The 15,621-nt window shown below is 42.0% G+C and carries 10 protein-coding genes; 9 read left to right on the top strand and 1 reads right to left on the bottom strand.

The genetic code is table 11. From position 1 onward, the window contains the following. Window positions 1–165: 165 nt before the first annotated feature. The 9 genes from AACH28_RS06615 to AACH28_RS06575 all read left to right on the top strand — a co-directional run bounded on the left by AACH28_RS06615 (window position 166) and on the right by AACH28_RS06575 (window position 14,619). Window positions 166–1,341: an IS4 family transposase gene (locus AACH28_RS06615; protein WP_115046003.1), complete on the top strand. Its 1,176-nt coding sequence runs from the start codon at window positions 166–168 to the stop codon at window positions 1,339–1,341. Window positions 1,342–2,316: 975 nt separating this feature from the next. Continuing rightward, window positions 2,317–3,162, top strand: coding sequence for an RteC domain-containing protein (locus tag AACH28_RS06610; protein WP_034735056.1), 846 nt, complete (start codon window positions 2,317–2,319; stop codon window positions 3,160–3,162). A gap of 250 nt (window positions 3,163–3,412) precedes the next feature. Beyond that, complete coding sequence (locus AACH28_RS06605) at window positions 3,413–3,766, top strand: helix-turn-helix domain-containing protein (protein WP_024566644.1); 354 nt, start codon at window positions 3,413–3,415, stop codon at window positions 3,764–3,766. 12 nt (window positions 3,767–3,778) lie between these two features. Continuing rightward, window positions 3,779–4,087 carry a helix-turn-helix domain-containing protein gene (locus AACH28_RS06600; RefSeq protein WP_002978404.1) on the top strand — a complete coding sequence of 103 codons (309 nt, stop codon included), beginning with the start codon at window positions 3,779–3,781 and terminating at the stop codon, window positions 4,085–4,087. Between the two features lie 85 nt (window positions 4,088–4,172). Then, window positions 4,173–5,633 carry a DUF3945 domain-containing protein gene (locus tag AACH28_RS06595; protein WP_341832558.1) on the top strand — a complete coding sequence of 487 codons (1,461 nt, stop codon included), beginning with the start codon at window positions 4,173–4,175 and terminating at the stop codon, window positions 5,631–5,633. Between the two features lie 6 nt (window positions 5,634–5,639). Next, window positions 5,640–7,733, top strand: a complete 2,094-nt coding sequence (locus tag AACH28_RS06590) for a DNA topoisomerase 3 (RefSeq protein WP_341832557.1) — start codon at window positions 5,640–5,642, stop codon at window positions 7,731–7,733. Next, window positions 7,723–8,604: an ORF6N domain-containing protein gene (locus AACH28_RS06585; RefSeq protein ID WP_341832556.1), complete on the top strand. Its 882-nt coding sequence runs from the start codon at window positions 7,723–7,725 to the stop codon at window positions 8,602–8,604. Before AACH28_RS06590 ends, AACH28_RS06585 begins: the two co-directional genes overlap by 11 nt. Window positions 8,605–8,750: 146 nt before the next feature. Then, entirely contained in the window at window positions 8,751–9,188 is a 438-nt protein-coding gene (locus tag AACH28_RS06580) for a DUF1896 domain-containing protein (RefSeq protein ID WP_024566636.1), read from the top strand. Then, window positions 9,175–14,619: an N-6 DNA methylase gene (locus AACH28_RS06575; protein ID WP_281046997.1), complete on the top strand. Its 5,445-nt coding sequence runs from the start codon at window positions 9,175–9,177 to the stop codon at window positions 14,617–14,619. Before AACH28_RS06580 ends, AACH28_RS06575 begins: the two co-directional genes overlap by 14 nt. Before the next feature lie 7 nt (window positions 14,620–14,626). On the opposite strand, the gene AACH28_RS06570 is transcribed toward AACH28_RS06575, so the two are convergent. Further along, window positions 14,627–15,448 carry an RteC domain-containing protein gene (locus tag AACH28_RS06570; RefSeq protein WP_034735064.1) on the bottom strand — a complete coding sequence of 274 codons (822 nt, stop codon included), beginning with the start codon at window positions 15,446–15,448 and terminating at the stop codon, window positions 14,627–14,629. Window positions 15,449–15,621 lie beyond the last annotated feature (173 nt).

Here is a 15,621-nt window from a genome sequence, read left to right as displayed (position 1 = left end):
TGTATTCCATACGATATTAAAATTTATAGCGTTCAATTACTCTAGTAGGGATAATCCCCTCATGTTTTTAGATGAATTCACTTGCGTCCTAAACGTTTAAAAAATGGCGGTGTTTTGATATAGCGAGATCGCTATATTTAAATCACAAAATTATAACACACCGCCATGATAAATTTAAATGTTTTTAGTCAGATTTTATCTCTTATCGACCGCGAATTATTCAAAGATTTGGTTTCAAAGCACAAAAGTGACAAACATCAGAAAGGGATCAACAGCTGGACGCATCTAGTCAGTATGCTTTTCTGTCATTTTTCCTCGGCAGATTCGGTTCGTGATATTAGTAACGGTCTACGCAGTACCACTGGTAATCTGAACCACTTAGGTGTAGTAAGAGCTCCAAGTAAGTCTAATATATCCTATATCAACACACACCGTACCCATGAACTTTTCAAAGATCTTTACTATTCTGTTTTGGATAGGCTTTGGCAAAAGGACACCCATTTTCGCAAAGATCTTGGTCAGCTAAAGCGTAAAGTATATCTGATGGATGCAAGCATCATCCCCTTATGTCTATCTGTATTTGACTGGGCAAAGTTTCGCAGCACCAAAGGTGCCGTAAAGCTGCACACTGTCTTGGATTATGATGGCTGCCTACCTGTTTTTATGCAGATTACCGATGGAAAAGTACATGAGAGCCAGCGAGCCGGTAGTTACAGTTTTTCCAAGGGAAGCGTGGTGGTAGTGGACCGTGGCTACGTGGATTACAGCTGGCTTGGGGATTTGGACAGCAGGGGTTGTTATTTTGTTACCAGGAGTAAAGTGAACATGAAGTACAACGTTATCAAGTCCTACCAGAGCGATGCCCTTAAGGAAAAGGGCATCCTTAAGGATGAGCTCATTGAGCTTTCCGGCGCTGCCCGCAATAAATACAATTCCACACCGTTACGCCTGATCCACTTTTGGGACAGCACCACTGGCAATGAGTACCACTTTTTGACCAATAATACGAAGTGGAAGGCTTCTTTGGTGGCAAACATCTATAAACAACGCTGGCATATCGAAGTCTTCTTCAAGCATCTAAAGCAGCGCTTAAAAGTATCGACATTCATAGGGACTTCTGAAAATGCAGTGATGATCCAGATCTGGACTTCACTCATTGGCATATTACTGTTAAAATACTTACAAAAAAAGGCCAAATATGACTGGAACCTGTCCAATCTGGTCGCATTCATCAGAATGAATATCTTCGTGAAAATAAACATCTGGCAATGGATAGATGATCCCTTTCTCAGGCCGCCTATAAAAGGAAAAAAGGGACAGCTAAAGATCTTCGCAGATTGAAAAATAGGGGTCAATATCGAAATGATGAAAAAAGCTATGCTTGTACCACAGAAATCGAATCCTAAAATTTATTTAGGACAGATGTGAGATGAATTATATTAAAGTAGTTTTATTTATTGTTTTATTTCTAATTGTTGGTCTTGCCTACGCTAATCAAGATTGGAATGGTTTGGAGAGCGCGCATCACTATATCGGTTATTTGTTGTTATCACTCTATATTCGGGCTCAACACTGTTTATGTATAAACCTCTTAAAGGGGATCGAAAACTAAAACGACATTTTTTTATTCGATTTTCTGTAGTCTGTATCGCCTTTCTGCTACTTCTTGTCCCATATTTGATTCTTAAACAACAAAATGATGCTTTGGGGGCTGGATATTTACTCTATTTTATGACCGTCAGTCTTGCAGCACCGTTGTCCATTTATGCCTTTATTGAGATACTATGGTTATTTACCCAAAAGAAATATCCGCAAATAGGTGTTAACCTATTACTTGTTGGCTATATCTACTGCCTTTTTTTATTCAGTGGTCTATTTGGATATTAAACCTATGGGAGACACGGACTTGTCATCATCGCCTTTTAATCGGTTAAAATTAAGCATGTTTCTGCTCGTTTTTCTAGAATTACTTTTTTGTGAAAAAGATTAATATAGCCCAAAGTGGCTAATAAAGAGTAGTTTACAAGAACCGAAAGTGCTATCGGTAACGATTTAGTAATGGTGCTTACTGCACTCGCTTTCATCTGATTACCTTGTAAATCATTATTGCAAATTTAATAAAAAAAGGGTTAAGTCGTAGTGTACTTAACCCTTTTTCTGCTTTTCCAATATACATCAAAAAGCGTAATTGGAAATAAATCTTTCCCAATATGGGGACACAATGTGATAATGGTTTACATATTATTTCCAAGTTTTGGTATATCAATTAAAATGTGGTTCCGAAACAAGTAGTGATAACTTTTAACAGACTAAGCTATGGAAATCGTGTTGAACAAAATATTATCGGAAATTCAGCGTCAGGAAGATATGCTATCTTCTCAAATGATGCAAACTGCGGATGAGGCTTACCAAATGACCTTATTCTTAAAGGAAATGCTGTTTACTATAAAGATGAAGGTCTTGCAGACCGGATTTAAGGACGAACGGCAGGAAATCAATTTTTTCAAGAATATCAAACCGCAGATTTTAGGAAAACTTATTTATTACAATAAGGTATTCCGCATTGAAACTACCTGCCCCGTAAGTGCAGGGAGAATACACCAAAGTTATTTTGAAAACCAACTGAAAATTCTGAAATCCGAATACAAGGAAAGCATATCCAATGAGGATTTTTACAGGTACTATCGTGCAGGCAGAACTGACCGTGACCACAGTTATTTCAGGCTCGGAAAAATCAATTACCACGATGGTCTAAAAAGTAGTGTATTTGAAATTGACCTTAGCTTTTCTACTTATTACGATAACAAAGTTGCCCATATTATAGCCAATGAATTACTTTATACTTTCTTGCTTACCAAAATAAACCCTGAAAAAAATCCCGATACCATTTCAATAAACGGTGATGGAAACAAAGACATTTCGTGGACGAACTCGCAAAATGCACTGATAGAATTGATTTACGCCCTGTATGTTTCCAAATCTATTGCATACGGGAAAATAGGCATCAGGAAATTAGCATTGATTTTCCAAATCCTCTTCCGAACGCCCTTGAACGATATACATCATTCTTTCCACCGAATGAAAACAAGGGCAGGCTCCCGAACGGTGTTTTTAGACCAGCTCAAAATTTCCCTCGAAGAGTATATGGATAAAGACCTTTAGCAACATCAGCACGGGTGTTTGAAAGCAGTACACAAAATGTACTGCTTTTTCTTTGCCCATATATGCCAATTGGCATATATGGGCAAAAGGCTACTACAAAATAACCGAAACACGCTAAAACCCTTATTAAACAAGGATTTTCCTCATTGCAAAAAAAAATCAAAAAAGTGCCAAACCAATGGGTAAGCATTGGCAGACAAACACTGCCACACTTCTGAATTTTGCCCTGTGAACATTAAACAGCAGTGCAATGAATATTATAACAGTTGACGAAGAAGTGTGGAAGCACCTCAATGAGCGGTTGAAAGCCATTAGCGAATATATCCTCAAACTGGAAGATACAAGCTACGATAGTTTGTGGCTCAACAATCACGAAGTCTGCCAGTATCTCCACATCAGCGAAAAAACATTGTGGCGTATGCGCACCAATGGGCAGATAGCCTTTTCAAAAATGTACGGGCAGTATTACTATACGATTGGTGCTATCAAGGAAATGCTCAACGCTAACGCTGTGCAGACCACCGATGAATATGTAGAGCAGCTTATGGCGAAAGGCAAAAGCTATATCGAAAAAGGCAGAAAGCTGAAATCAGGTAATAATTAAAAGCGTACCCGTATGAATATCGACAAAATGGAATTTGTGGCGTGGATGGAACGCATAATGGATAGGCTGGACATTCTTGGCAATCACATAGACGATTTACAAAAGAAGCGCAACAGCATAGACGGCGAAGAATTACTGGACAATCAGGATTTATTGCAAATGCTGAAAATCAGTAACCGTTCCCTGCAACGGTATCGCTCCATAGGCAAGCTCCCTTATTATACCATTAGCGGAAAACTGTATTACAAACTGTCTGATGTGCATCAGTTCATCAGGGAAAGTTTTAACCCTCCCTTGCCCAAACTGGATGCCAATAAATGACAAACGCTGCCTTTGAATGCCACATAACGCAAATCAGTGAAGGCTTCCTTTACATTCGACCGTAAAATTTTAAAATTTTCAGACTATGAGCGAAGAAACAACAAATAAAAAGGAAATGCCCGAACAGCTTTCTGACATATTACTCGTACTGGATAAAGAGAAAATGAAAATCCAGGCGGTAAAGAGTATAGACGAAAACGGGAAAATGGAAACCGTTGACCCCACCAAGAAGAACCAAAACCAGTTTATGCGTGTGGACAAAAGCGGCGATTTCTTTTCCAACTTCTTTTCCAATTTTTTCAGTCAGTTAAAGAACCCTACAAACTTTACTTTCTTCAAAGTGCCTGCCCCGGTTGCTGCTGAAAAAGCAGAGGAACTGCAAAAGCACGTAGATAAGCCCACCCCACAAGGTGAAAAAGTGCTGAAAGAACACGAAGTGAAAGCAGAACCCCAACCGGATAAAAAACAAGAAAATCAAAATAATATGGCAAAAGCACAAACAACAACGGAAGCAAGCGAATACCGCTACAAACCGGAGCAGATTGATTGGGACACAATGAAAAACCTCGGATTAAGCAAAGAGTTTCTTGAAAAAAGAAACCTGCTCGACCCTTTGTTACGAGGTTATAAAACCAATGAACTTTTACCGATAGGTATTAACCTCGGTGGTTCTATCCTCCGCACGGATGCTCGCCTGTCTCTACAGCAAGCCGAAGACGGCAATGTTATCGTAGCAATCCACGGTATCAAAAGAGAACCTAACCTGCATTTTGAGTTTTTCGGACACAAGTTTACGGACGAAGACAAGAAAAACCTGCTCGAAACGGGTAATATGGGACGTGTGGTCAATCTCGTAAATTCTAAAACAGGCGACCTGATGCCGTCCATTATCAGTATTGACAGGCTGACCAATGATGTAGTTGCACTGCGCACGGAGTTTATCAAAATTCCCGATGAAATTAAGGGCGTAAAACTGAATGAGGAGCAAAAGCAAACGCTGATGGAGGGCAAACCACTCTATTTAGAGGGTATGATTTCCACGAAAGGAACGGAGTTTTCGGCAACGGTACAATTCAATGCCGATAAACGATATGTTGAGTTCCTGTTTGACAGAAGCAACAACAATCAGCAAGCGCAAACGAACAAACAGAACACTGGGCAAAGCAATCAGCAAAGCCAACCGCAGGAAGCCCCAAGAACTTTCAGGGGCAAAGAACTGGATGATGAGCAGTACAACAAGTTCAAAGCCGGACAAACCATATACGTTGAACTGAAAGACAAAAAAGACCAACCGTATAAGGGTTATATCACTTTTGACAAAGACACTGGAAAGACCAATTTTGAGTTCCCCGGTCAGTATAAAGCACGGGTAGAACCTGCCGAAACCCATAAAACGCAAACTGCTGTCAATTCGGAGGGCAAAACCAACGAAGCGACTAAGAACGTCCAAGAGCCTTTGAAGTCCGGGCAGCAAAGACCGAAAAACGAAAAGCAGCAGGAACAACAGGACAACAAGCCTGCAAAATCCAAAGGCAGAAAAATGTAATACAGTATGAAAACAATTATTGCAGAAAAACCAAGTGTAGCAAGGGAGATAGCCGGCTTGTTGGGAGCATCTGATAAAAAGGACGGCTACCTGACAGGTAACGGCTATTTTGTTACGTGGGCATTCGGTCATTTAATAGGACTGGGAATGCCCGAAGACTACGGCATTTCGGGATTTGATAAAGCATCCCTGCCGATATTGCCTAACCCGTTTTTATTGACCGTCCGCAAGGTCAAAAAAGATAAAGGCTATACTGCCGATACTGGCGCATTAAAGCAACTGAAAGTCATTGAGCAGCTTTTTACGAAGAGCAACAGCATCATCGTTGCTACCGATGCAGGTCGTGAGGGCGAACTGATTTTCAGGTACATTTATGAATATCTGAAATGCAATAAGCCTTTTGAACGCCTTTGGATAAGTTCGCTTACCGAAAAGGCAATAAAGCAAGGCTTCAACAACCTAAAAGACGGGGCAGCATTTGACGGACTGTACCAGGCAGCACAAGGCAGAAGCCGTGCCGACTGGCTTGTGGGCATTAATGCTACGCAGGCATTGAGCATTGCCGCAAATAACGGTATCTATTCGCTCGGAAGAGTGCAAACGCCCACACTGGCTTTGATATGTAAACGCTACCTCGACAATAAGAATTTCACGGTAAAGAAATACTGGCAGATACAATTAACCCACCATAAAGCGCAGGTTGATTTCAAAAGTATTTCCGCTACCAAATGGGAAGAAAAGCAGCTTGCCGATGATACCTTTAAAGCTATTCAGCGTGGCGCAACGGCAACCGTTACTTCGGTAGAAACCAAAAGTGTTACAGAACAACCACCCTTGCTTTTTGACCTGACTGGCTTACAAAAGGAAGCCAATAAAAGGCTGAAATTATCTGCTGAAGCAACGCTCAATATTGCACAAAGTCTGTACGAAAAGAAGTTTATCACGTACCCACGTACCGGAAGCAAATACATACCTGAAGATATGTGGGCAGAAATTCCAAACCTTGTGCGGGCTTTGCAGAACCGGGAAGATTGCAAGCAAGCTCTAACCAAAATCAAATGGGGACGGTTCAACAAACGTATCGTGAATGACCTCCGTGTAACAGACCATCACGGTTTGTTGATTACGGACAAAGTTCCGTCGGTACTCAATGCAGACGAAAACAAGATTTACAATATGATTGCACTTCGATTGCTCGAAGCCATATCGCAATCCTGTGTTAAAGAAATAACCGATGTATCATTACAGGTATTGCATTACGACTTTACGGCAAAAGGCTGTAAAATTCAGGAAGCAGGTTGGCGTTCCATAAAAGGGAGTTTTACAGACGATGGCGAAGAGCCAGTGCAGGAATTACCTGAACTGCATAAAGGTGACGAACTTGCCATAAAGGAAGCCGCCGTTTTGGAAAAGCAGACCAAACCGCCAGTGCTTTACACCGAAGCCGGGCTTTTGTCAGCTATGGAAACCGCAGGTAAAGAAATCGAGAACGAGGAAGAGCGCAAAGCCCTCAAAAATATGGGTATCGGTACGCCTGCAACAAGAGCCGCCATTATCGAAACCCTGTTTACCCGTAATTATATCCAACGGGATAAACGTTCTTTAATCCCTACAGAAAAAGGATTACAGGTGTATGGGCTTGTTAAAGACCGGAAAATTGCGGATGTGGCAATGACCGCCGAATGGGAACTGGCATTGCAGAAAATCGAAAATAACGAAGCGGATGCCGGAACGTTCCAAAAGGAAATGGAAACCTATGCCAAATCTATTACTGATGAATTGCTGCAAACTTCTATTGCAAGTACCAATCAGCCGAAACTGACCTGCCCGAAATGCAAAAGTCAGCAGCTTATTATCCGTGACAAGATTGTGAAATGCCCTGATGAGGCTTGTAACTGGGTACAGTTCCGCACCGTCTGCGGTGTACAAATCAGTATCGAAAATGTAACCAGCCTTGTCAATAAAGGCAAAACCTCTCTTATTAAAGGAATGACAAGCAAAGCGGGAAAGAAATTCGATGCTTACATCATTCTGAAAGAAAACGCTGAAAGTTCCTTTGAGTTTGAGAAAAACAAAAGCAGTAAACGCAATGGAAAATAAACCGTCAATCGTACCCAAAGAAATCAGGAACCTGATTTATACTATCCGGGGCAAACAGGTAATGTTGGATAGCGACCTCGCTGCCTTATATCAGGTAGAAACAAAGAACCTGAACAAAGCCGTTAAACGGAATATTGAGCGTTTTCCTGTATCATTCTGCTTTCAACTGACCGAAGAGGAAGTTGAAAACTTGAGGTTCCAAATTGGAACCTCAAGTTTAAATTACGGTGGCAGGCGTTATTTGCCCTATGTTTTTACCGAACAGGGCGTTGCAATGGCATCTGCCATTCTCCGGTCTGATATAGCCGTTAAAATGAGTGTGGAAATAATGGAAGCCTTTGTAGAAATGAGGCGTATGCTTATCAGCAACGCTTCTTTGTTTCATCGTTTGGATAATATAGAGCTGAAACAATTAGAAGCCGACCAAAAATTTGAAGAGATTTTTAAGGCTTTGGAAAGCGACAAGCTCCACAGCGAAAAAGGTATCTTTTACAACGGGCAGGTTTTTGATGCCTATGCCTTTGTTTCCGATATTATCCGAAGTGCCAAAATCTCTATTATCCTGCTTGATAATTATGTGGATGATACGGTGCTTACTTTGTTGGGTAAGCGTAAGGTTAATGTAACCGCTACAATCCTTACCAAAAGTATCAGCAATCAGCTACGGTTAGATTTGCAACGCTACAATAGCCAATATCCTCCAATAGACATTGAATTGTTTTCCGATGCCCACGACCGTTTTTTGATTATTGATTATACAGAACTCTACCACATTGGGGCATCGCTCAAAGACCTGGGCAAAAAATGGTTTGCCTTTTCGAGAATGGATATAGAAGTCGGCAGGATGCTTCATATCTTGAACAAGCCATAAAAAATGAACCTCTGAATTATCGGAGGTTTTTTGTTGCCATATTACGCCAAATCCTGCCTTTCAAAGCCAAACCCTACAACATTATCAGAGGCATTTGCTCCTGCTTATAATTTTAGGATTTAAGTAAAATTCTAAACAAAATAAGTATGGATGTACAGCAAAAAGACCTGTCGTATTTCAGATTACGACTGCAAGAATTATTAAACAGCAGCTTTCCCGAAAAGGCACACGACCAAAAATTTATTGACCAACGGTCTTCGTGGGCTGCCAATGCTTATGAGGGTGCTTTCCGTTCGGGAAACGCCATTGAGCAATGCAACGAAATAGCCAACTACATACTTTTTGAGGGCTTGCACTTCTCCAAGTTCGACACGGTTTTCAAAGTGGTATGCAATGAATTTGATACCATAATGGCAGACGAGGAACTGCGACCGTTCGCCCTTAAAATGTTTCCCGTTTGTGAGCCTGTTTTCGCAGGATATGAATTAACCGATGATTTCGCCTACGGATATGAGTTTGATGTACTCTATACCGAACTGACCGGAACCATCTCAATATGGATTGAGGAAAATGGGCTTCAGTAAGCGGTTCCATCTCCAACAGAATATTGATGCCCTGCGAATTGTTTTTAAACTGGAAAAGGAGAAACGGCAAGCCACCGTAGGCGAAAGACTGCTAATGATGCGATACAGCGGATTTGGCGGTCTTAAATTCGTTCTGAACCCCGTAGAAAGCGAAATAGACATCAATCATTGGAGAAAAACAGAACACGACCTCTTTCCACTCACGCAGGAACTCCACCAACTACTCAAAGAAAATTCCCAAGACGATAAGCAATACCGCAGGTATGTGGACAGTATGAAAAGTTCCGTACTGACGGCTTTTTATACACCGCCAAAGGTTATAGATGCCATTTCATCTGCCTTGCGGGATAATGGTCTGCACATTGATAAATTCCTCGAACCCTCCGCAGGTATAGGTTCATTCATACAATCCTTTTCGGAAAATCAGAAAGCCAGTGTTACCGCTTATGAAAAGGACTTGCTTACAGGCAAGATTTTAAAGCAGCTTTACCCCGAAAGTAATATCCGTATAAACGGTTTTGAGGAAATCCCCGAAAGGGAACAAAACAGCTATGATGTAATCGCCAGTAACATCCCGTTCGGCGATACTTCCGTATTTGATTTGTCCTTTTCCCGAAGCAGGGACGATGCCAAAGTACAGGCTGCCCGAAGCATACACAATTACTTTTTTCTGAAAGGTGCTGATATGCTCCGTGAGGGCGGTTTGTTGGTTTACATTACTTCACAGGGCATTCTGAACAGCCCTAAGAACGAACCCATACGCAGGGCGTTAATGCAGGATAATAATTTGGTTTCGGTTGTAAGATTGCCTAACAACCTGTTTACCGAATATGCAGGTACGGAAGTCGGCAGCGACCTTATTATCCTGCAAAAAAATACGGCAAAAGAAAATCTGACCGACAGGGAAGATCTGTTTTGCCAAAGCAAGCCAACCGAATACAATACGCCGGGCAATGCGCTCTTTCAGGATAGTGCAAGAATTATCCATACCGACCAAAAATTAGATACCGACCCATACGGGCAACCCGCCTTAATTTATACGCATAAAGACGGCGTTGAGGGCATTGCCAAAGATTTGAAACAAATGCTTTCCGAAGATTTTGGGAACCATTTGAATTTGAATTTATACAGAGGCGAACGCAACGATGAGCCTGTTATACAAATTCCGATTGAACCAAAGGTTACACCTCCGGTTATCGACCCTGTAATCATTCAGCAAAAGCCGCAATTTGTAACAACTCCGGTAGTCCATCAGGAAAGCCCGCAGGAATTAAAGCAACTAAGCATTTTTGACCTGTTTGAAAGTGTGGGCGAACCTGTAATGGTTCTTGCTCCGCCTAAAAGAACTACCCAAACCAAAAGGCAAAGCAATAAAAAAAGAAGAGGCACAATAGGTCGTCAGCCCGACCTGTTCAGCAGTGCAAGGCAGCAACCTTATACGCCGCTAAAATCCAATGGTGCTGCTAATGGAACCAATCAGGTTAACGGCAAAAAACAGGAAGCTATCGGCGACCTGTTTTCACAAATAAACGGTAATGGCCAGTCTGATAAGACAGCCATTACCGCTATCAATATTAATGCTATTCCTGAACCTGCCCCGTATAGAGGTGAACTGCAATCATTCCACCGTAACGATTGTCTTGTGGTGGATAATGGTTGGGTAGGTTATCTGCAAGAGGTGGAAAAGGAAGACAAAAAAGCAATCTTTCATCCATTGCAATTGCCGACCTCACAGAAAGCAAGAGCCGAAGCCTACATAGCCGTAAGGGACAGTTATATCAATCTGTACCAAAAAGAAGCTGAAAAGCAGACCGAACACAAGGAAGAACGGGAAGCCCTGAACCTCCTGTACGATGGCTTTGTCAAAAAATATGGCAATCTAAATGCTGCCGACAATGCCAAGCTGATAAAGACGGACAGCGCAGGCAAAGAAATTCCTTATCTGGAGCGTATCATTGGCGGCGTAATCCACAAAGCGGATATTTTCAGTCGTCCCGTTAGCTTTTCTACCACCACATTAGCAACCGATAATCCCGAAGAGGCTTTAGCCGCCTCGCTAAACAAGTACGGAAACGTGGATTTGGACTTTATGTCCGAAATCAGCAGCCTGCCTGCCGATACCCTGAAAGAAGCCTTACACGGGCGGTTGTTCTACAATCCGCTACAACAAGAATACGAGATAGCCGAACGGTGGATTGCAGGCAACGTAGTTGAGAAAGCCGATGAAGTAAGAGCCTATCTTGAAAACAATCCCGATGATACCGAAGCCAAAGAAAGCCTTACCGCTTTAGAGGAAGCCCGACCAAAACGGATTGAATTTGAGGAACTGGATTTTAACCTCGGCGAACGGTGGATACCTACCGGGATTTATGCCCGTTTCGCCTCGCACCTGTTTGATGCGGATGTACTGGTTCATTATTCCGAAAGCTCCGACGACTTTTCCGTAAAGTGTCATCAGAGCAATATGCACATTTGGGAAAAATATGCCGTCAAAGCGGAAAGCCGCACATTTGACGGTATTGCCCTGCTCAAACACGCCCTTGTTAATACCACGCCTGATATTACCAAAAAAGTAATGGTTGGCGACCAAGAAATTAAAGTACGGGATATGGAAGCCATACAAATGGCGAACACCAAGATTGATGAAATCCGTACCGCCTTTACCGACTGGCTACACGCACAGAATGATGAATTTAAAAATCGCCTGACCGACCAGTACAACGATACTTTTAATTGTTTCGTTCGCCCGAACTATGACGGAAGCCATCAGGAATTTCCGGGATTAGACCGTAAGGGAGCAGGCATTGAAGACCTGTATTCAAGCCAAAAGGACACCGTTTGGATGATAAAGCTGAACAACGGTGCTATCTGCGACCACGAAGTGGGCGCAGGAAAAACGCTGATAATGTGTACCGCAGCGCAGGAAATGAAGCGTTTGGGATTAGCCCACAAGCCGATGATTATCGGGCTGAAAGCGAATATACCCGCCATTGCTGAAGACTACCGCAAAGCCTATCCACACGCTAAAATCCTTTATCCAGGTATAGATGATTTTACGCCAAAGAAACGCCTGCGCATTTTCGGGGATATTAAAAATAATGATTGGGATTGTGTGATACTCACACACGACCAGTTCGGAATGATACCGCAGTCGCCCGAAATACAAAAGGAAATTCTCGAAATAGAATTAGACAGCGTAGAACGTAATCTCGATGCGCTGAAATCGCAAGGCAAGGAAGTTACAAGGGGAATGCTCGCCGGAGTAATCAAGCGGAAAGAAAATCTTGAAGTAAAGCTGAAAACGCTGCAACACGATATTGAAAACCGCAAAGATGATATTGTGGACTTTAAGATGATGGGCATAGACCATTTGTTTGTGGACGAAAGCCACCAGTTCAAAAACCTGATGTTCAACACCCGTCATACACGGGTTGCCGGACTGGGTAAGGTGGACGGCAGCCAAAAGGCACTGAACCTGCTTTTTGCCATCCGCACCATTCAGGAGCGTACCAATGCAGATATGGGCGCAACCTTTCTTTCGGGTACAACTATCAGCAATTCATTAACGGAGCTGTACCTGCTGTTCAAATACCTGCGCCCCCGTGCATTGGAAAAGCAAGGCATTCATTCTTTTGATGCGTGGGCAGCTATCTATGCAAGGAAAACGACCGATTATGAATTTTCGGTAGCTAACAATATTGTCGCTAAAGAGCGTTTCCGCTACTTTATCAAAGTGCCGGAACTGGCGCAGTTCTATTCTGAAATCACGGATTACAGGACGGCAAAGGATATTGGTATTGACCGCCCCAATAAGAACGAGGTATTGTACAACATACCACCAACGCCCGACCAAGAAGCCTTTATACAAAGCCTGATGGCTTTTGCCAAAACGGGCAATGCAACTTTGCTCGGTAGAGAACCATTATCGCAAAGGGAAGAAAAAGCAAAGATGCTCATTGCTACGGACTACGCCCGTAAGATGTCGCTCGATATGCGTATGGTAAGCGGTATCTACGACGACCATCCCGACAACAAGGCTTCGCATTGTGCGGCAAATATTGCCAAGTATTATAACCAGTTCAACGCACAGAAAGGAACGCAGTTCGTTTTCTCGGATTTGGGAACCTACAAGCCAGGCGAATGGAATGTGTACTCTGAAATCAAACGCAAGCTCGTGGAAGACCACGGCATACCTGCGAATGAAGTAAGGTTTATTCAGGAGGCGAAAAATGACAAGCAACGTAGGGAACTTATCAACGGGATGAATGAGGGCAAAATCCGTGTGCTGTTCGGTTCTACAAGTATGCTTGGAACTGGCGTAAACGCACAGAAAAGAGCCGTTGCCGTTCATCACTTAGATACGCCGTGGCGACCGTCTGACCTTGCCCAACGTGATGGCAGGGCTGTAAGAAAAGGCAATGAGATTGCCAAATTCTTTGCCGATAATAAAGTGGCTGTTATCATCTATGCCGTTGAGAAATCTTTGGATAGCTACAAGTTTAACCTGTTGTACAATAAGCAGCTTTTCATAGACCAGTTAAAGACCAACAACCTGACCAAAAGAACGATTGACGAGGGAAGTATGGATGAAAAATCAGGAATGAACTTTTCGGAATATGTGGCAATCCTGTCAGGAAATACAGACCTTTTGGATAAAGCCAAACTGGAAAAACAGATTGCCGGATTGGAAAGCGAAAAGCAGGCGTTCAACCGTTCTAAATCCAGTGCCAAATTTAAGGTACAGGATTATACGGAAATGTTGCAAAGCACTCAATCCCGTTTGAACCGGATGAGTACCGACTGGGAAAACTTACAGCAACGCCTACAAAAGCGTTCGGACGGTACAATCGAAAACCCTGTGCTGTTGGATGGCTTGCCACCTAATGCAAATCCGAAACAAATCGGTGCAAAGCTGAACGAGATTGCGGACAAAGCACTCACCGGGGGGCAATATGATGAAATCGGTACACTGTATGGTTTTACCTTATTGGTAAAAACAGAAATGACGCAGAAAGACAGCAGCAGTCTTGTTGAAAAGTACAACCGTTTCTTTATTCAGGGCGATGGCAATATCAAGTACACATACAACAATGGTATAATGGCAAAAGACCCCGAAACTGCCACAATGAATTTTTTGAGGGCTTTGGAAAAATTGCCGGGCTTTGTGAAGCAGGAACAAGAGAAGATTGCTGAAATACAAAAAGACCTGCCTATACTTCAAGAAGTGGTTAACGGTACTTGGTCTAAGGAAAGCCGATTGAGTGAGCTTAAAACGGAACTGGCTGCCGTAGAAAGAAAGATACAGCTATCTATTACACCGGAAACCAAACAAGATGCTCCGGAGCAGGCAGAAAAGCAGAAAGAAACTCCAACGGTTCAGGAAAGCATTATACGGACAAAAGGCGTTCATTTGCCACGGGGCGTATTGTAAGGGTTGTTTACTTTTCGTCCTGCTCGTCCATTTTCTTTATCAGTGCTTCACACAGATTGTCAAGGAATTTTGTACGGTTTATTTTGCGGGCTTTCAGTTCCATAAACGTGTGGTAAAAGTCGCCTAATTCAATATTAAAGGCATCTTCAAAAGTTTTGGCAATCAATTTTATGTCTGTATTCCCATTGTTAAATACACCGTGGGAGTACAGTGCATAAATGAGTTCCGTGAGTGCAGTTTTACTTGCTGTCCATTTCAACGAATTGTCTGAAACCTTTTTCTGATTGATATTATTTAACCTGTCTTCCAAATAAACTTGTATCAGGTCATTGGCAATTATCTTGGCAACCTTATAATCGTGCGAAGTAGAAAAGCGATGGTCTGCCTCAAAATAAAATGTGTCCAACCATAGTCTTATATCGTGCTTATCACGTACAAAAAACTTCTCGTCAACAAAAGAATTATTACTTCGGTAATACTTGTAAAAATCAAGGTTGTTGTCAAAGAACCTTTTTAGCTTTTTTAGCTCTTTGGTAAAATATTTCCTGATGCGTTTTGCTCCATAGGGCTTTCTTGTTTCAATTTTATAAATGGCATTATAGTAGATGAGTTTTGCAACAATAGTTGGTTTTTGATATTTGAAAAAACGGATTTCTTCATCAACATTTCTAAACCCTTTTTTCAAGACATACTCTTTTACATCGGACAGGCATTCTACAATCAGGTGTATAACGGCTTCTATACGCTGTATGGAGCAATCAGTTTCAATTTCCAATTCGCTGATTGATGTTTCAAGTTTATGTAGTGTTTCATTATAGAATTTATTCATCCGATTATTTTGATATACACATTGTTCGTTAATATAGAAAAGCTTATACTGTTCATATTAGCTTATTATGCAACTACTGCTTATAGTATTTTATACCCCTATTGTGTTGATGATGGAGGCGCTTAGATTTTGCTGCATAATTTTATGGGTTGTAGTATGATGCAGGTTAATCA

Source organism: Sphingobacterium thalpophilum (assembly GCF_038396785.1).
Lineage (GTDB): Bacteria > Bacteroidota > Bacteroidia > Sphingobacteriales > Sphingobacteriaceae > Sphingobacterium > Sphingobacterium thalpophilum_A.
This window is presented reverse-complemented; position numbering and strand designations above follow the sequence as displayed.

Coding starts and splice junctions, on each gene's coding strand:
- AACH28_RS06615 (WP_115046003.1), top strand. CDS start 166: ATGATAAATTTAAATGTTTTTAGTCAGATTTTATCTCTTATCGACCGC.
- AACH28_RS06610 (WP_034735056.1), top strand. CDS start 2,317: ATGGAAATCGTGTTGAACAAAATATTATCGGAAATTCAGCGTCAGGAA.
- AACH28_RS06605 (WP_024566644.1), top strand. CDS start 3,413: ATGAATATTATAACAGTTGACGAAGAAGTGTGGAAGCACCTCAATGAG.
- AACH28_RS06600 (WP_002978404.1), top strand. CDS start 3,779: ATGAATATCGACAAAATGGAATTTGTGGCGTGGATGGAACGCATAATG.
- AACH28_RS06595 (WP_341832558.1), top strand. CDS start 4,173: ATGAGCGAAGAAACAACAAATAAAAAGGAAATGCCCGAACAGCTTTCT.
- AACH28_RS06590 (WP_341832557.1), top strand. CDS start 5,640: ATGAAAACAATTATTGCAGAAAAACCAAGTGTAGCAAGGGAGATAGCC.
- AACH28_RS06585 (WP_341832556.1), top strand. CDS start 7,723: ATGGAAAATAAACCGTCAATCGTACCCAAAGAAATCAGGAACCTGATT.
- AACH28_RS06580 (WP_024566636.1), top strand. CDS start 8,751: ATGGATGTACAGCAAAAAGACCTGTCGTATTTCAGATTACGACTGCAA.
- AACH28_RS06575 (WP_281046997.1), top strand. CDS start 9,175: ATGGGCTTCAGTAAGCGGTTCCATCTCCAACAGAATATTGATGCCCTG.
- AACH28_RS06570 (WP_034735064.1), bottom strand. CDS start 15,448: ATGAATAAATTCTATAATGAAACACTACATAAACTTGAAACATCAATC.